This window comes from Chryseolinea sp. T2 (genome assembly GCF_037203685.1).
Classification (GTDB): Bacteria; Bacteroidota; Bacteroidia; order Cytophagales; family Cyclobacteriaceae; genus Chryseolinea.
Map to the genome: position 1 here is coordinate 324,396 of NZ_JBBCAU010000009.1, position 17,420 is coordinate 341,815.

Annotated in this window: 12 protein-coding genes; 5 read left to right on the forward strand and 7 right to left on the reverse strand. The window is 48.8% G+C overall.

The genetic code is table 11. The features are described from left to right. Positions 1 to 9: 9 nt before the first annotated feature. Entirely contained in the window at positions 10 to 3,192 is a 3,183-nt protein-coding gene (locus WBG78_RS26240) for a SusC/RagA family TonB-linked outer membrane protein (RefSeq protein WP_337329488.1), read from the reverse strand. 195 nt (positions 3,193 to 3,387) lie between these two features. Here WBG78_RS26240 and WBG78_RS26245 point away from each other — a divergent pair, with 195 nt between their 5' ends. Next, entirely contained in the window at positions 3,388 to 4,407 is a 1,020-nt protein-coding gene (locus tag WBG78_RS26245) for a GntR family transcriptional regulator (protein WP_337329489.1), read from the forward strand. A 44-nt stretch (positions 4,408 to 4,451) separates the two neighbouring features. Here WBG78_RS26245 and WBG78_RS26250 read toward each other — a convergent pair whose 3' ends face one another. Next, complete coding sequence (locus WBG78_RS26250) at positions 4,452 to 6,842, reverse strand: ABC transporter permease (RefSeq protein ID WP_337329490.1); 2,391 nt, start codon at positions 6,840 to 6,842, stop codon at positions 4,452 to 4,454. A gap of 209 nt (positions 6,843 to 7,051) precedes the next feature. Here WBG78_RS26250 and WBG78_RS26255 point away from each other — a divergent pair, with 209 nt between their 5' ends. After that, positions 7,052 to 8,680, forward strand: a complete 1,629-nt coding sequence (locus WBG78_RS26255) for a carbohydrate-binding domain-containing protein (RefSeq protein WP_337329491.1) — start codon at positions 7,052 to 7,054, stop codon at positions 8,678 to 8,680. A 100-nt stretch (positions 8,681 to 8,780) separates the two neighbouring features. Here WBG78_RS26255 and WBG78_RS26260 read toward each other — a convergent pair whose 3' ends face one another. After that, the gene (locus WBG78_RS26260) at positions 8,781 to 9,551 is read right to left on the reverse strand and encodes a class I SAM-dependent methyltransferase (protein WP_337329492.1); all 771 of its coding nucleotides are present in this window, start codon (positions 9,549 to 9,551) and stop codon (positions 8,781 to 8,783) included. A gap of 112 nt (positions 9,552 to 9,663) precedes the next feature. Between WBG78_RS26260 and WBG78_RS26265 the strand changes: the two genes are divergently transcribed. Next, on the forward strand, positions 9,664 to 11,292 hold the full coding sequence (locus tag WBG78_RS26265) for an AMP-binding protein (RefSeq protein WP_337329493.1): 1,629 nt from the start codon (positions 9,664 to 9,666) through the stop codon (positions 11,290 to 11,292). 36 nt (positions 11,293 to 11,328) lie between these two features. On the opposite strand, the gene WBG78_RS26270 is transcribed toward WBG78_RS26265, so the two are convergent. The 4 genes from WBG78_RS26270 to WBG78_RS26285 form a co-directional block, all read right to left on the reverse strand. Beyond that, entirely contained in the window at positions 11,329 to 13,593 is a 2,265-nt protein-coding gene (locus WBG78_RS26270) for a xanthine dehydrogenase family protein molybdopterin-binding subunit (RefSeq protein ID WP_337329494.1), read from the reverse strand. A gap of 11 nt (positions 13,594 to 13,604) precedes the next feature. Beyond that, positions 13,605 to 14,099 (reverse strand): (2Fe-2S)-binding protein, encoded by a 495-nt coding sequence (locus WBG78_RS26275; protein ID WP_337329495.1) that lies wholly within the window; start codon positions 14,097 to 14,099, stop codon positions 13,605 to 13,607. A gap of 206 nt (positions 14,100 to 14,305) precedes the next feature. After that, positions 14,306 to 15,025 carry a LytR/AlgR family response regulator transcription factor gene (locus tag WBG78_RS26280; protein WP_337329496.1) on the reverse strand — a complete coding sequence of 240 codons (720 nt, stop codon included), beginning with the start codon at positions 15,023 to 15,025 and terminating at the stop codon, positions 14,306 to 14,308. A gap of 218 nt (positions 15,026 to 15,243) precedes the next feature. Next, entirely contained in the window at positions 15,244 to 16,347 is a 1,104-nt protein-coding gene (locus tag WBG78_RS26285) for a sensor histidine kinase (protein WP_337329497.1), read from the reverse strand. 201 nt (positions 16,348 to 16,548) lie between these two features. Here WBG78_RS26285 and WBG78_RS26290 point away from each other — a divergent pair, with 201 nt between their 5' ends. Together WBG78_RS26290 and WBG78_RS26295 are read left to right on the forward strand one after the other, a co-directional pair. Further along, entirely contained in the window at positions 16,549 to 17,004 is a 456-nt protein-coding gene (locus tag WBG78_RS26290; RefSeq protein WP_337329498.1) for an SRPBCC family protein, read from the forward strand. After that, complete coding sequence (locus WBG78_RS26295) at positions 16,979 to 17,320, forward strand: ArsR/SmtB family transcription factor (RefSeq protein WP_337329499.1); 342 nt, start codon at positions 16,979 to 16,981, stop codon at positions 17,318 to 17,320. Before WBG78_RS26290 ends, WBG78_RS26295 begins: the two co-directional genes overlap by 26 nt. Positions 17,321 to 17,420: the final 100 nt, after the last annotated feature.

Here is a 17,420-nt window from a genome sequence, read left to right on the forward strand (position 1 = left end):
TGTTCGTGATCAAAATTCTAATTGAATGCCAGCCTGAAGGATTCTCGGTTGAGGAATGTTTGCCTGGTCGGTATTTGCCTGCACGTGTGTGCTGCTGGTTCCATAGGTCATTACCTCTGGATCAAGACCTGAGTAATTAGTGATCTTGAAAAGATTCGAGCCGGCAACATATATGCGGGCGCGTGTGAGTGCTTTTGTCTTTTGCAGTAAGGCAGAAGGAAGAGTATATCCGATCTGCACATTCCTTAGCCGGAGAAAGTCGCCGTCTTCTATCCACCGGCTCGAGAATCGTCCGTTCTGATAGGGGTCGCCGGAGATTGCCCTCGGCATTTCGTTCGTAGGATTACTGCTTGTCCATCGGTTTTGCGATGTGCTGAGATTGTTTCGTCCGAGCCCAAGAAGCGATTCACCATCTCTGCGAAAAGCGTTATAGATCTGCACATCGCCAACGCCCTGAAAAAGTATAGACAGATCAAATCCTTTGTATCCGGCGTTTATGGATAGTCCGTAGAAGTATCCCGGAATTGTTTTGCCAAGGAAAGTCCGGTCCTCCGGAGTGATATTACCATCGGGTGTTCCGGAGAACTGCTTGCCTGCGGGTGCGTCGTCAGCAGCGGGACCGTTGTTGTCCTGGAAAATGGCATCGCCGGCCCCAGGTCGGTTGGTGGCGCCGGCAAAGTCATCGGGTAGGGCAGCCGTTGCTTCGTCCGGTGTCTGATAAACTCCGGTCATCTGATAGCCATAAAAGTAACCGATAGGATAGCCGACGGCCGTGCGATAGTCGCCCGAGCTAAACTCTTCGATGCCTTCCGCCAATGACTCAAGCCTGTTCCGTACGGTCGTGAAATTGCCGGTAACATTGAAGGTAAGTCCGTTGCCAAAGGTGGTATTGTATCCAAGTTCAAGCTCAACGCCGCGGTTGCTGACTTCTCCCGCATTCACGGGCATACGCGTGAAGCCTGCAACGGCCGGGATAGGCAAACTGAACAGAAAGTCTTTCGTCCTCCGGTCGTAGTAGGTCGCAAGCAGACTGACCTTGTTCTCCCATAATGAAAGATCAAAGCCAAAGTCCAGCGTTTCTACAGTCTCCCATTTAATTGATGGGTTAACATAGTTGACGGGTGCCGGCGCTTGCGCACCTGTATTGCCAACGCCATAATCAGGAGTTGCCGAGTAACGGCTTAGATGCGGGAAGGGGAAAGTCTGCGAATTTCCCAATTGCCCCCAGCTGCCGCGAATTTTCAGGTCGCTTACAATTGCTACGTCGGAAAAAAACGATTCCTGCGAAACGCGCCAGGCAGCAGAAAAAGAAGGGAACGTTCCCCACCGATTGGCTTCCGAAAATTGCGCAGTTCCATCCCGACGAACGGAAACTGTTAACAGGTACTTTGTCTTGTAGTCGTACGAGACGCGTCCGATATAGCCGGCGAACGCGTTGTTGCTGACGGATGAATAGACGGGTCGCAACGTGCCGGCATTCTTTACGCTGGTGTAATAGTCGGGATCAGAGCTGAGAAAGTTTTCGCCGCTTCCGCCAAGTTCGCTACCGCGAAGTTTCTGGAATTCAAATCCGGCAAGAACGTTAAGACTGTGATCACCGAAGTTGGTGGTGTATGTGAGTGTATTTGTAAATACCTGCGTATACGCTTCGCCGCGTGTAACCGTGTAAGCCTGAGGTCTGGCTATACCCATCTCCGGCGCAGTGTATCCCGGGTTCCATCCTGTGTTGTTGCTATAACTGAAGTCGAGGTTCGCAGCCGAACGAAAGCGAAGGCCTTTTAATATTTCAAGTTCTGCATAAATACCACCCAACAGACGGTAGTAACGGTCGTGGTTGTCGACGATCGTGTTGACGCCGTATTGATTCTGCATCGTAAGACCAGCGACATCGAGGTTGCCGTTAAAGCCGTATCTGTTGCCGGGTATCGGATTGTTTGGATCATCGTAGATACTCATGAACGGAGGCATGTTGGCAATGGAAGAAAAGATGAATCCATCTCCCTGATTGTTTGATCCGCGCTTCGTGTCCTGATAGGAAAGTGTGAGCGTCTGCCCGAACTTGAATTTCTTTCCGACCTTGTAATCACTGTTCGCACGAAATGTATAGCGCGACATATCCCAATGAGGAATCAGTGCCTCCTGATCAAAATATCCCAGCGACACAAAATAGTTCGTAGCTTCCGTTCCACCGGAGACTGAAAGATTCGAATTGAAGATGGGTGCATTGGTAACCGTCGCAGCATCCTGCCAGTCGGTGTTCACATTCAGATATGGGCTTCCTGGTTGAAGATCGGGGTGCATGGTGAGATATCCTGCATCACCTGGGTTAAGGTTTCTGTATGAATTGTAATTAGCATTGGCTTCTTCAGTAAGGGAAACATATTGACCGGTGTTGTTCCACTTTGGAAGCTTGGGAAAATTTTGCACGCCAAAGTAGGTGTCGAAGGCAATTTTAGGGACGCCGGACTTCCCGCGCTTCGTGGTGATGAGTACCACTCCATTCGCAGCGCGAACTCCATAAACGGCGGCGGCCGAAGCATCTTTCAGCACAGAGATGCTTTCGATGTCACTGGGATTAATGGTTGAAAGTATGCTTGCGTTGGGAGAGGTATCAAAGTTTCCGTTCACGAGGGATGTCATCACCGGCACACCATCTATAACGTATAGGGGTGCCGTATTGCCAACGGTGCCAACGCCTCTGATGCGTATGGCAACAGGCGATCCTGGTGTTCCATCAACACTCGTGATCTGAACTCCCGAAATGCGTCCCTGCAGTGCAGCTTCAGGTGTAGCCACCGGCATTTGCGTGATCGCCTTGGAATCAATCGTACCGATGGACTCGGTAAGCATCGCGCGGCTCTTCTCACCATATCCGATCACCACTACTTCAGAGAGCTGACTAACAGATGGCTTCATGGCGAGATCGACCGTAGTGCGTGTGCCCACGACAACTTCCTGCGACTCATATCCGATAAATGAAAACACCAGCACAGCTGACTCATCAACAGCGAGCGTATATGTTCCGCTACCGTCCGTTGTAGTGCCTGTATTTGTTCCCTTTAGTAAAACCGAAACGCCTGGCAAAGGCGAATCATCACTGCTGTCTGTTACACGACCAGTCACGTTGCGCTGCTGTGCGGTAACAACAGTGAGCGAAAGTGAACAGACGGTTAGAAGTAAAAATCTTTTCATAACCGATATGCGTTAGTTATTTAGTTAGCATCGATAAAATTCCTTGTAGTTTTTCAGAGCCCATATCCTGCTCTGACCTGCACCTAATGCGTAACAATTTTACTTGATATACTCTCAGAGATTGCTTAACATAGTATTGGATGATGTAGCTATTTCTCCACAGGACAGTGCAGCATACAACGTGTTATTGAAATTATGTTTGAAGGATTTTTGTACATCGATCAGAACTCAAAGATTCCGAAGTATCAACAGGTAGTAGATACAATTGTTTCTGACATACAGGTAGGCATCGTTAAAGTAGGGGACAGAATACCGTCTATCAACGAAACAAGTGAAGAGTTCTTTCTATCGCGGGATACCGTGGAGAAGGCATATAGAATATTGTGTCGTCGCGGAGTTATTGCTGCCGTGCGGGGTAAAGGCTTTTATGTTACTTCTGGCAATGCGCCCACGGGCCGGCGCGTATTGCTGGTGCTTAATAAACTAAGCGATCATAAGAAGGCGATCTATAACTCCTTTGTTCACAACCTCGATAGCGACACGTCCGTTGATTTGCACATTCATCAGTCCGACAGCCGGATATTGGAAAAGATCATCATAGAGAACATCGGCAAATACGATCACTATGTAATCATGCCGCACCTCCTTGAAGAGACTACTCAGATTCTTGCCGCAATCAATAAAATACCAAAGGACCGGTTGTTGTTGCTAAACAGGAATCTCGACGGCATACACGGGACTTACGGCTGCGTCTATGAGGATTTTGAAAACGATATATACGCTGCACTATATACTGGTATTCATCAAATCAGGAAGTACAATAAACTAGTCCTGGTGTTTCCGTCGGAGAGTTATTATTGCGCCGGTATTAGAAGAGGTTTCACGCGCTTTTGTAATGAAGAGACATTTGAGTCAGAAATCATCGAATGCACGAACGACCGGCGTGTGACGCCTGGCGAACTGTACATCGTAATAGAGGAATCCGATCTGGTAGAAGTTATTAAGAAAGCTGCTGCAAAAAGCCTGAAGCTTGGCAAGAATATTGGCATCATTGCCTATAATGATAGCCCGTTCAAAGAAATACTTGCCGGAGGCATCTCAGTGCTAAGTACGGACTTTTTTCAGATGGGCAAGACGATGGCGGAGATGGTTCGTACCTACTCGCGGGAAAAGGTGAAAAATCCGTTTCAATTGATCATGCGCAACTCAGTATAGCCTGCTTGTTCGCTCTCACACTGTTCCTCACTCGATCCCCGTTATTATTCCGTCCTCAGCGCTCCGGCCGGGTTCATTGTGGCAGCTTTCAACGTACGGAATCCTACGGTAATCAGTACAACAACTACAACGATCAAAAGATCCGCTGCAAATATCCAAGCGCCCATATCGATGCGATTGGGATAGTTGCTCAGCCACGAGGTCATGAGCATGCCGCTGACAGGTGCAGCAACCAGGAAGGCAAGCAACACAAGGAGACCGAACTCCCTTCCAAATAACCAAAGGATATGCTGAATCGATCCTCCGAGAACTTTGCGAATGCCAATTTCTTTGGTCTTACGCGAAGCCATGAATGAGGCCAGTCCATACAGTCCAATGCATCCAACAATCAATGCAATGAATGCAAAGACTTCAATGACGCCCAACATCGTATCTTCTGTCTTATAAAACTTTGCGGTCTGATCATCCAGGAAATCGTAAGCGTACAATTGTTCCGGGTACATTGCCGACCATGTCTTATCCAGCGCCTCCAAGGTACTGCCTGCCTCGCTCATGTTGATCTTCACTGCGTATACACTCGAGTAGTGGAGTGATGTCGTCATCATCACCGGGTTGATCGTAGTGTGCAGCGATTCATCATGATAATCGGCAAGCACGCCTACAATGTTGCCATTGTACCGGTCGTTGAACGCGATGTTCTTTCCTAAGACACTTTCATTTGTCTCGCCAAGCTTGGCTACGAACGTTTCGTTCACGAGGAACTCCTTTATGGTGTCCGACGGAAGCAGATTGCGACCTGCAACAAGATCGATTTTAAACGTATTCAGATAATCTTCATCACCCGCCTGAAAGCGGGAGCCAAAGGGTTCGTCTTCCTGACGATGATCATAGCCAAATGATGTTTCCCAACTGTACGGTGCGGCCGGTGCCGAATAGCACAGGGTGACGTGCTCAACATTGGGAAGTCTCAGAAACTGCTCTTTTAACGTCTTTGACTTCTCGTCATGAGATCCCATGGGAATCATCACGACGGCCTTACGCTCATATCCAAGTTCTGTATTGTGGAAGTAGCTCACCTGCGACAGCACGACGATGAGTCCGATAAGCAGCATGTGAGTAATAGAAAACTGCGTGGTGATGAGAACCCGTCTGATGTTTAACGTCTCGGCCCCGGCTTGTATACCTTTCAGAGCCTGAACAGGTCTGAAGCCTGAAAGCACCATTCCAGGATACGCCCCCGCCATGAATGTAACGGCAACAATCAACAGCGCCATAAATATCCAAAGGGTACCATCCGCCAGATTAATATTGATTTTCGTTTCGAGCAGCTCGTTCACCATCGGGATCAACGCAGTGGCTAGAGCAAGTGATACAAAGAAGGCCAGGAATACAATCACTCCCGTCTCCAGGGTAAACTGCCAGAACAGTTGTGTTCTCAATCCCCCGAGCGCCTTTCTCACGCCGACCTCACGCGACCGGCTCACCGATTGCGCAGTGGCGAGGTTCACAAAGTTCAGGCATGCCGTGAGGACCAGGAAGAAACCGATGATCGAAAGTACCCACAGGATCGTCTTCGATATTGCGCCATTGTAAAGAGGACTAAAGTGAACATCAGCCAGTGGTTGTAGTTTGTAGTGATGGACATTGCTGGCGCCGGCGCGATACTTCTTTACATAGTCTGCAAGATGCTTCTCAACTTCACCCGGGTCCACACCCGGACGCATCCGTGCGTATGTCTTGATAGATGACGTTATACCACCCCATGCATCGTCGGCGGCGTACCATTTGCTGTGTTCATTAACATTCGAATAGGACAGCAGGATCTCCGACCGTAAGTCGGTGTTGCCGGGGAGGTCGGCCATTGTTCCCAGAATTCTAAAGTCACTTTTGTTTTCGAATCGTATTACCTTTCCGAGAGCGGATTCATCGCCGAAAAACTTTCTGGCTACACGTTCTGTAATAACAGCCGTACCAGGTTGATCAAGTTCGTTAACGCCGCTGGCAAGAGGGAAGTTGAATAATTCGAGGTAAGAGGCGTCGGCAAATGCGATATCTTCCTGGAACTTATGTGTTGCCCCTTTATCTTCAAATGAGAGCAAGGAATTAGCAACGCAGATTCTCGCCACTTTTTCGGCATAAGTATAGTCTTCCCGAAATGCTTTACCAAAGGCTGGTGGCACCGAAGATTCGTACTCTACATCGTCGCGATGCTCTTCCGTAACGAAGCGATATATACGATCGCTGTCGTTATGAAAGGTATCAAACGACAGATGGTAACGAACCAGTGAGAATATGATGATGGCACACGTGATGCCGAACGTAAGCCCAAGCACGTTGACAAGTGTGTAAGATGTTGAGCGGCGAATCGTTCGGGCAGCGAGAGTGAAGTAGTTCGTGATCATGGCGGATGGCAACTGCTGATATCGGAATTGCATTGACTAGTGAATAATCGTGCCACTCTCAGTGCCAGGGGAAATAAGCATCATAACAGCGCTCCGCGATTCATTTGCTGTGCGATCCAGGGCAGGAGCGTCCGAAATCGAAACATTGATTTAGGATCGCGGGCCGCGTGTCCCTCGTAACTTCCGGCATCCGATATCGGCATTCTCCCTCCTTGGCTGCACATTCCCGGCCCTCGTCTCATATGCCAGAGATTGTGACACTTATTGAGCTGGTTGCATCGTTTTTTCGTCAGGTAAGAGAGAGAGAAATGAGCCAATTGAAGAGCAAAACCACCGCGCAGGCGTCGCGTTATGAAACGCCCGCAGCAATTTACTTAATGATTATTTTCATTTACGCCTTGTCAGCCATGCGTTGTTCAAGCAATGACGAAGTCACTCCGGCAGTAACCGAAGGCGAGTCGGTAGCGATAAGTGCAGAGTATGTGCCTGGCATATCGGAAGGACTGAATGACAACGGCAGCGATGATGATGATTTGATAGAGAATTCAACATTCGACAAAACCGTGCTGATCACATTCGGCAGTCCGACTGAGATTCTGAATCCATTGCAGGGTGCAGGCGTCGAAATTGCCGATGATAACGGAGATGTAATTATTACATCAACAATAAAAGGAGTGGCCTACGAGCTAAGCGGAATTACTTCGAATGGTTCCGTGAAAATCTATAGTGACAATAAGTTTAAGCTCACGCTCAATGGCGTGCAGATTACCAACAGCGATGGGCCCGCCATCAACATACAATCTTCGAAGACAGCTTTCGTGGTACTCGCCGATGGAACGGAGAATGGATTGACCGACGGCAAGACGTACGCGACCTCAAGCGAGGACATGAAGGGAACCTTCTTCAGCGAGGGACAGCTGGTATTCAGTGGAGCAGGTAGCCTGACAGTTATCGGTAACTACAAACATGGCATTGTCAGCGACGATTACATTCGCGTACGAAGCGGAAATATCGAGGTTGCTGGTGCTGCCACCGACGGCATTCATGCGAACGAGGCATTTATCGCCGATGGAGGCACATTTAAAATCTCTGCAGCAAGCGATGGCATTGATTGTGAGGAAGGTCACATCATCATCAACGCTGGTGACTTCAATTTTAACGTAGCCGATGATGGCATCGCCGCGTCCTACGAAGATGGCGACGAGAGCATCGATCCCTACGTGACAATCAACGGAGGAAAGATCAATGTGATTTCGACAGAAGGCGAGGGGATTGAAAGTAAGAGTACTCTTACGATTAACGACGGTACGATTACAACAACCACAACGGACGATGGATTGAATGCAGGCAAGGCCATCAATATCAATGGTGGAATGGTTTATTCCTATAGTGCAGGCAATGATGGAATGGATTCGAACGGGACGTTTACGATAACAGGTGGTATTGTGATTGCGATAGGGGCGAGCGGTCCGGAGGCGGGTATTGACTGCGATGCCCGTACACTGGCGATAACGGGTGGTATTGTAGTGGGCATTGGAGGTGCGACGAGTGCACCTAGTCAGAATGCATCTTCGGTTCCGTCGGTAATTATGGGAGCGGGCAAGTACAACCAGCTAGTTTCCGTTGTGTCAACGGATGGCACACACGTGGTCACATTTCTCGCGCCAACTGCTTTTAACACGATGTTGATTGGCGGCTCGCGCCTGGAGCTAAACAAGACATACACGATTTTCACCGGGGGCGAAGTGGTAGACGGTACAGAATTCAACGGTCTGTATACTGGCGGCACTTATGTAACCGGCGATGCGGGCGGCAATTTCACAACGGGTAACATTGTAACACAACTAGGTGGATCGGTAAGCAGAGGGTAGCCTGGTAGCCGAGGCGTAGATAAATGTACTTTTTCAGGTGCAACTGTAGTAAGGGCCGGATGAGGGTAAAGGGGCCCTGCTACGGTGCACCTTTTTGGGCTCAATAGAGTTCGGCACGCCGGCTCACGTAGACATTAGTATCGTAGTTTATCGTGATAACGTCGTCTTTGCAATATTGGTTAAACAGATCCTTCAATGCTTCGATCATTAGCGCATAACCAGGCTGACCCTCGTTGGGAACATAAGATGATGATGACAGCCTTCCCTTTAATCCTTCGAAGTCGAACGTCTGACTGTTAGCGAAAGTCTTCAGCGTGCACTTCGCCGGTGCAAAGAATGCTGCGATCATCGCTGGTTCTATATTGCGATGGTCGACGGTAACGTAGTCGATGGCGTGATCGATGATGAGCTGATCATACAATCGCGCGAACTCGGTATCCACGAGCCGTTCATTCCACATGAGTACGGTGACTCCGTTCGGCTTGAGTATGCGATGAAATTCATTCTTTGCGCGGTCGCGGTCAAACCAGTGAAACGCCTGACCCGCCACAATGAAGTCTGCTGATGCATCGGATAACCCGGTTTGTTCGGCGGTTCCGTCAACTGCCTCAAAGCGGCTGTAATCCTTCAATAATGACAGCGACCGCGTCCGCATCGGTTCGTTGGGTTCAATACCAATCACATGATTGCCGTTCTTTAAAAACATCTCAGATGAAATGCCCGTACCTGAGCCGATGTCGATAACGGTGTGGCTGGGTGCAAGACCAAAGCTGTCGTGAAGATAGTGCAACACTGCCTCTGGATAGTGGGGTCTGTAGCGTACGTAATTGTCGACGCGATCACCAAATCGTTGTGTATTTTCTGTTGGCATGTCCAAAGATAACCAAGTTCCTGTCCCTCATCCCGACTTTCAGTTTTCGCGGATTGTGATTACATTAGATAATCACCCGGTCAAACCATCCCCGTTTTAAAGTACTTCGTTAATGAGCAGTATCCTTCAAAAGTTCCTTGAATGGGAGAAGGCCATTCCTGATGAATTGTTCCTCAGACAACCTTTCAATGGCAAATGGAAGACTTATACGTACCGTCAGGCTGGCGATGAGATTCGCAGAATAGCCACTGGTCTGAAAGGGCTGCCACCGCGATCTCACGTGTCGATTCTGTCCAAGAATTGTGCGCACTGGATCATGGCCGACCTTGCTATTATGATGTGCGGGCACGTGTCAGTGCCGGTGTATGCCACCCTAACGGCATCTTCGATAAAGCAGATCCTCGCTCATGGCGAAGTGAAGGCAATCTTTGTCGGAAAACTCGACAACTACAGCGAACAAAGGGAAGGCATACCAGACGGAATATTGAAGATCGGCATCGGTGACTATGGTATATCGGAAGAGATTCAATGGGAACAGTGGCTCAACAATACCCCGCTGCCAGTGGTTTACGCCTGGAAGCCTGACGAGATTTTTACGATCATGTATACCTCTGGGACCACCGGAAAATTTAAAGGCGTAATGCACTCCATGGGAGGCTTCGACGTAATAGCAACTACAGGAACGAGAGAGTTTGGATTCCGTGAACGGCCATCGCTATTTTCATTTTTGCCGCTGGGACACGCTGCAGAACGTATGGCAATCGAAACAATTGGCATTTACCTGGGCGCGACATTCTCGTTTCCTGAATCTCTGGCTACGTTTAATGATGATCTGGCAGCCACCCAGCCGCATCATTTCGTCGCCGTGCCACGTTTGTGGGCGAAGATACGTGAGGGCGTAATACAGAAGATTCCTCAGGGGAAACTGGACATTCTGCTTCGCATACCGTTGGTTGGTACGATCATAAAATCGAAAATCAAAAGGAAACTCGGCTTGTCACGTGCCACGCAGATATTTTCCGGCGCCGCTCCGTTGTCAATAGAATTGCTTAGATGGTTTCATCGTCTTGACATAGAGATATTCCAGGGATACGGCCTCACAGAAAATTGTGTCAGCCATCTTAACCGAAAGGGTTTGAATAAAATAGGGACTGTCGGCGTCACGGCCTCATGCTTCGAAACAACAATTGCAGCAGGAGGTGAGATCCGCGTGAAGGGGGCAGGGAATATGGTCGGCTATTACAAGGAACCAGAGCTAACGAAGGAAGCATTCGATGATGAACGCTTTCTGCGCACGGGCGATATTGGGGAAATTGACAAAGAAGGATTTCTCACAATCACCGGTCGCATCAAGGATCAGTTCAAGACTGACAAGGGTAAGTACGTTTACCCCGCTCCAATTGAAATGTTGTTCACAGGAAGTTCATCGGTCGACCAGGTATGCGTTGTTGGAATGGGAATTCCACAGCCAATTGCATTGATAGTGTTATCACAGTCAGGTCGTGTGAAGAGCAAACAGCAATTGCGCGATGAATTCAGCGCCCTGCTTCAGAGTATAAATGACGGCCTGGATCCCCACGAAAGATTGAAGAAAGCGGTAGTGATGAAATCGGATTGGTCGATAGACAACGGTCTACTTACTCCAACTTTAAAGACCAAACGCAATGAGATTGAGAAACTGAAGATGCCACTCTATCCGGGTTGGTATGAAATGGACGACATTGTAGTTTGGGAAGGGTAGTGCAGACACCACTATTAAGAAGGGCATAACGAGCGGTTAGCCAGTTGTGCCATCGGATGAAAAAAGCTTCATATCAATAGGCACCTTCCTGATGCGCCTACCTGTAGCCGCATAAATGGCGTTTAGCACTGCAGGCACACCCATTGGACTTGAGATCTCGCCAACACCCCATGGACGTGTGTCGTTTGTCTCGACAAAGTGAACGTCGATCGGAGGGCATTCGCGCATCCGTAGAAGCTTATTCTGATGAAAATTTCGATAGACGGCGCGGCCGTCTACTATGGGAAGTCCACCGTATAGCAGGGCCGTTAGACTCCAGACGATACCGCCTGAGATCTGGTTAGCCACACCGGAAGGATTGATGACGAGGCCGCAATCAACTGCGACCGTCATCCGGTCGATCCGTAATTGTTGATCTTTGACAGTTACCTCCGCCACAACAGCGACGTAGCTGTTGCCATAGGGACAAACGGCCATTCCCATTCCTTTTGTTCCACCGGTGTCGCTGCTGGAATGCATCTTAAGCCATCCCGATTTTTCAACAGCGAGATCGAGCACCCTCAGCGTGCGCGATCCCGACACCGGATAAATGTCGCCCACTTGAACGTCGCGCTTGTTTCTGAGCAGTTCGCGCCTGAAGGTATAAGGATCTTTTCCCATTGCCGCTGCGACCTCATCAACAAAACACTCACTGTAGAACCTTCCGTGTCCCACCACTCCCCGCCACGCCGAGGAATGCACGAGTTCGTCATCGATCATTTGTTCGAAGTCGTAGCGGATGTTAGGAATCTCATATGCCATAAACGGCAGTTGTGGATCCGCATACTTTGCTCCCCATGTATAAGTTCGGATCTCCTTCTCGTACCAGGCATACAGTTGATCCTGTTGATCGACTGAAGCCTGATACTCCATATGCTGGAAGAGATGGGCGAGGTTGAAAAGATGATCGTCTTCGCGCGTCCAGATCATTTTAACGGGCGCTCCGCCCGACTCCCTGGATATGAACGCCGCTTCGATTGCCATATCCGGATAATATCGCCGTCCGAAGCCTCCGCCGGAAACATGATTGTGAACGATGATGTCGGAGTCATTGAAGCCGAATACCCGCTGAAGCTCGGTAACGATAAGGTTAGGCGCCTGAGATCCAATCCAGATCTCGCATTTATTGTTTGAAACTTTCGCTGTGCAATTCAGCGGTTCCATGCAGTTGTGCAGCTGATGGGGGAACACATAGGAAGCGCGGATGGTACGTTTTACATGTGCCATGTTCGATCCGGCATCGGCATCACCGATGAATGCAGTTGGCGACGTCTTGTTGATGGCGCGTAAGGCGGCAAGACGTTCAAAATCCGCGGAGCTTTTGGAGCCATTTGCGCCTTCGTCCCACACAATGCGAAGCTTGCTTCGGGCCTGCTGCGCGGCCCAGAAGGAGTCTGCGACCACTACCACGCCCTCGCGAATGTCATGAGGCATGAAAGGAGTTTCGCGCTGAAGTCCGGCAACTTGTTGATTAGTGAAGATATGGCGGACGCCCTTCACGGCCATTGCCTCGCTAGCATCATACGATTTTATTTTCCCCCGGAAGACGGGACAACGTTCCACGACGGCGATCAGCATGCCTGCTACCTTCACGTCCAGCCCGTACGTTGCGCGACCCGTTACTATGTCCGGGATGACCTTTGCACTTTTGGACTGGCCTATCAGATTAAACTTTCGCTCTTCCTTAAGTCCAATGGATTCCGATGGCGATGGAGCGAAGTTGGATGCCTCGCCTGCAAGGGCACCAAAGCCAAGTGATGCGCGGGTATTCCTGTTAATAACCTGGTGTCCTTCAGCATAACATGCATCTGGAGTTACCTTCCACCGCGCTGCAGCGGCAGCGATCAGCATCTGTCTCGCCGTAGCACCGGCCTTTCGCAAAACGTCGTATTGATAGATGATCGTACAGCTGCCGCCCGTGTCGTGCCCTCCATTCCTGTCGTTCTGAAACTTCTTCATGTTTGTATCTGGCAGATCGATCGATACCTTCTCCCAATCCGCGCATAGTTCCTCGGCAATGATCATCGCCATAGCGGTGGAAACGCCTTGTCCCATCTCGTGCTTGATAAATTGATAACGCACCCGTCCATCGGCAGAAATGCTTAACAAGTCGCCCATAGCGCTATCGTTGACTTGTTTGGTATGGTCACCGCCGTTGCTCGGGCGACCAGCAGTCAGCATTTGCGCCGCCGATTGATGAAACGTGAGAAGCAGCCCGCCGCCTGTGAGCACAGATGCTTGTACAAATTGTCTTCGGTTCATGGCAATAAGGCTCAGGGTTTAGCTGTTTTCGTTTCTGACCCGGTGGCCTTGCGCTTCTGCGACGCTCTTTTAACCGCTTCGTGTATGCGGGGATAGGTGCCACAACGACATAGGTTGCCGTTCATTGCAGATGTGATCTCATCGTCACTTGGATCAGGATGCTGATCCAGAAAGGCGGCAGCTGTCATGATCTGCCCCGCCTGGCAGTAGCCGCATTGAGGAACGTCGACATCTGCCCATGCCGTTTGAAGCGGATGTGTGCCGTCAGAGCTTAACCCCTCTATTGTCGTGACAGGCTTTCCTGCGCATGCCCCGACCGTTATGGAGCACGACCGAACGGCTTTTCCATTGATGTGAATTGTGCATGCGCCGCATTGTCCCACGCCGCATCCATACTTTGTCCCCATTAGACCGGAAAAGTCTCGTATCACCCAAAGTAATGGCATTGTGGAATCGACATCGAAGTGTTTGCTCACTCCGTTTATTGTAAGTTGAATATTGCTCATTGCGCAGGTTTATGATTAATGTCGCTTGACTAACAATCTGCATCGCCGACACCATTGCATGGCAAATGCTTTGGATTAGACGACGCCCGATTTACATGCTAAACACGGCCTGGATGCAATGAAGTTACATGATGAACAGACTTCAGCGATGCAGCCTTGACACTCGCCGTTGTTAACTTACAAACGACCTGCTTATCCGACAAACGTCACGCCCTGTGAGGCTGACTCATGAACCCCGCCAGCGCGAAGGTCCTGTAGTTGCGACCAATAGGAACCGTATAGTCGCTGACTTTCACCTGACTATTAGTGAATGACACAACGTGGTCAATGGATACAATGAACGAGCGGTGAACGCGGATGAACTTATTCTGTGGCAATCTCTGTTCGAGATAACTGATCTTTTGATAGGTCACAACTTCACGCGATGCCGTCTTAACGCGCACGTAGTCGCGAAGACTTTCGATATACAGGATATCCTTGAGAAATACTTTCACCTGTTCACGATTCTCCTTCAGATAAAGAAAGGCTTCATCGTACGCAGACGGCATATTCTGATTTTGCTCAATGGGTTGATATTTCTTCAGCTGCCTGATTTTGCCGATGGCCCTAAGAAACCGGTCGAAGGAAATGGGCTTTAACAGGTAGTCGATCACATCGAGGTCGTAGGCTTCGAACGCGTACTCCCGATAGGCAGTGGTGAAAATAACCCGTGGCCGCTGCTGAAGAGATTTCAACAACTCAATCCCATTCGTATTGGGGAGATTAATGTCGAGGAATAACAGATCTAAACTGTGCGTCTGAAGTACGTCGAACGCATCCATCGCGCTGCCGCAGCTGGCAACCAGCGACAACTCAGCGATTCGCCCAACGTATGATTCAAGCAACTGCCGGGCCAGGGGTTCGTCGTCAACAATCAGACACCTCATGAGAATTAAGAATTAAGAATTAAGAATTATGAATTGGTTCAGTACTTCGTCTTCCACCTTATTCGTCATTTTACACGTGTGATATGTCACGTCGCTTATTTCAATTATTTTCATTCCGTTAGTTTTGGAGTGTGATGTTTCCAATAGTCAAGCAATTGCGTTTGGTCTTTATTCATAGTGGTGAACCTTACGATCCTCCTCTCGCTAATTCTTAATTCTTAATTCTTAATTCTTAATTTTTCCCTCTTTCCGTTAAGTGATATTTGAAGCACCACCAGGTAAGTGTCTCTTGTGTCAAAAATCTGTAAATCGTGACGCTGCGGATACTCGTGGGTCAGGCGCCTTTTTACGTTGTCCAAACCGATGCCGCCACGCGATTGCTCGTCTGCGCGTTCCGGCTTTTTGTTTTCCGTCTTGAACGTTAGGTTTCCATCGTTGAGGGAAAGCTCGAAATGTATCCAGCTGTTTTTATGCTTGTCGCCGTGTTTAAAACAATTTTCAACAAAGGGAAGCAACAGGAGCGGTGCGATCTTTATGTTTTCAGCAGCGACATAATTGGCAAACGTTACTTCGAGCTCATTATATCGTAGTCGCTCGAGGGCGATATAGTGTTGAAGATGCGTTACTTCCTTTTGCAACTCTACTAGTTGCTGGTGACTATCGTACAGCATGTAACTCATCAGCTCGGAAAGCTGATGCACCATCACCGGTGTTTTGCTGCTTTGGCTTAGCGCAAGAGCATAAAGATTGTTTAACGTATTAAACAGGAAATGCGGATGAATTTGCGACTTCAGCAATTTTAATTCTGCCTCCAGCTTCTCTTTCTCCAGTTGACGGGTAGTTAACAACAACTGATTAGCCTGATACTGATGTTCGTAGAATTTGCGAACAACATGCACGGCCGCCAGCATAGCGACCCAGGAATAGGTATAGAAGATGGCAATCAGAATCTTGGGAAGAAATAGCAGGGGGATTGTGAGTCCTTGCGGATAGAAGATGGGGTAAAGAAAGTAGTATCCCATGAAGCGGAGAATCAGTCCGGAGGCAAACATGGAAACGACCAGGCTGATCAGGAACCGGGCATATTTCTTTTGGATAAAGTACCGGTCGATCAGAACATAGAGAGTAAAATAGGCCGCAGCCATCTTGATGGGCAGTTCAGCCATTGTTGATACAAACTTCTCGACATACTTTCCATCAACGAGTCCCCATATAACGACATCGTATATGACGATCGATGACCAGAATGCTACATGAAGAACGATGCGATATTTTTGATATCCATATTTGGAAACTTCGTTGGTATTCTGAGAACCAGGCATATTCCAATATCGCCAAAATGTCAAGGCAGGATGCGAAAATTGGACAAACAACCGCTTTTGGAGGACAGAAAAGCGGTAGCCCGGCACCTGCTCTGGATTGTCATTATAGACGCAGTACATTAAGCACTGAAAAATAGATACAGAAAAAGTTGATATGTAACCTTTGGGTTACGTATCATTGCGTAACTAAAAAGTTACACAATGACTAAGGAAATTGTTCAACTATGGGAGCTGGATGCTCCTCCGGAGCTGGTTTGGCAGTGCCTGACCGATACAAATATTCTTTCGGAATGGCTTATGCCAAATGACTTCAGTCCGGTAGTTGGTCATGAATTTATGTTTCATACAAGGCCGCGGCCATTGCCACCGTTTGATGGTAAGGTGTATTGCAAAGTGCTTGAAGTTGTCGAAGGGAAGAAATTGTCATTTAGCTGGAAGGGAGGGCCGGGCGATGGGTCAATTAGCCTCGATACGATTGTTTCCTGGACGATTACGCCAGCAGGATCCCGGACAAACTTGCTGCTTGAGCACAAAGGGTTTAAAGGGATGAAAAACTACCTCGCATATTTCTTCATGAATGTCGGCTGGCAAAAGTCCATCAGGCGAAGACTAATTGAAACCTTAAAAACATATGAAGCCACGCACGCAGTCAATTGACCCCTTTTCCGCACTTGCTGACGCGAGCAGACGCGAAGTCCTTCGGCTGCTGTCTCATAAAACCTTTACGATCAGCGACCTTGCGGCCAATTTTAGCATCAGCCGTCCTGCGGTGTCCAAGCACATCAAACTTCTGGAGGAGGCGGGCTTCGTGAAGATCAACGAGATTGGAAGAGAACGCTATTGCATCCTGAGCCAGGATGGTTTCATCGCAATGCAGGAATGGATTGATTACTTTGATTCTTTTTGGAAGCTTCGAAAGAAAAAGCTGGAGTCCGTGATCAGGGCCCGCATGACAGAACACGAAAACAGTTAATTGAAATGGTTTGCCGCCGCGCTTAACACGATCTTCATCCTCAGGGTCATTCACATACGCCGTTTAACACCGGACTCAATTGTAACTCGCTATGGTGCAT

Coding starts and splice junctions, on each gene's coding strand:
- WBG78_RS26240 (WP_337329488.1), bottom strand. CDS start 3,192: ATGAAAAGATTTTTACTTCTAACCGTCTGTTCACTTTCGCTCACTGTT.
- WBG78_RS26245 (WP_337329489.1), top strand. CDS start 3,388: ATGTTTGAAGGATTTTTGTACATCGATCAGAACTCAAAGATTCCGAAG.
- WBG78_RS26250 (WP_337329490.1), bottom strand. CDS start 6,842: ATGCAATTCCGATATCAGCAGTTGCCATCCGCCATGATCACGAACTAC.
- WBG78_RS26255 (WP_337329491.1), top strand. CDS start 7,052: ATGCCAGAGATTGTGACACTTATTGAGCTGGTTGCATCGTTTTTTCGT.
- WBG78_RS26260 (WP_337329492.1), bottom strand. CDS start 9,551: ATGCCAACAGAAAATACACAACGATTTGGTGATCGCGTCGACAATTAC.
- WBG78_RS26265 (WP_337329493.1), top strand. CDS start 9,664: ATGAGCAGTATCCTTCAAAAGTTCCTTGAATGGGAGAAGGCCATTCCT.
- WBG78_RS26270 (WP_337329494.1), bottom strand. CDS start 13,593: ATGAACCGAAGACAATTTGTACAAGCATCTGTGCTCACAGGCGGCGGG.
- WBG78_RS26275 (WP_337329495.1), bottom strand. CDS start 14,099: ATGAGCAATATTCAACTTACAATAAACGGAGTGAGCAAACACTTCGAT.
- WBG78_RS26280 (WP_337329496.1), bottom strand. CDS start 15,025: ATGAGGTGTCTGATTGTTGACGACGAACCCCTGGCCCGGCAGTTGCTT.
- WBG78_RS26285 (WP_337329497.1), bottom strand. CDS start 16,347: ATGCCTGGTTCTCAGAATACCAACGAAGTTTCCAAATATGGATATCAA.
- WBG78_RS26290 (WP_337329498.1), top strand. CDS start 16,549: ATGACTAAGGAAATTGTTCAACTATGGGAGCTGGATGCTCCTCCGGAG.
- WBG78_RS26295 (WP_337329499.1), top strand. CDS start 16,979: ATGAAGCCACGCACGCAGTCAATTGACCCCTTTTCCGCACTTGCTGAC.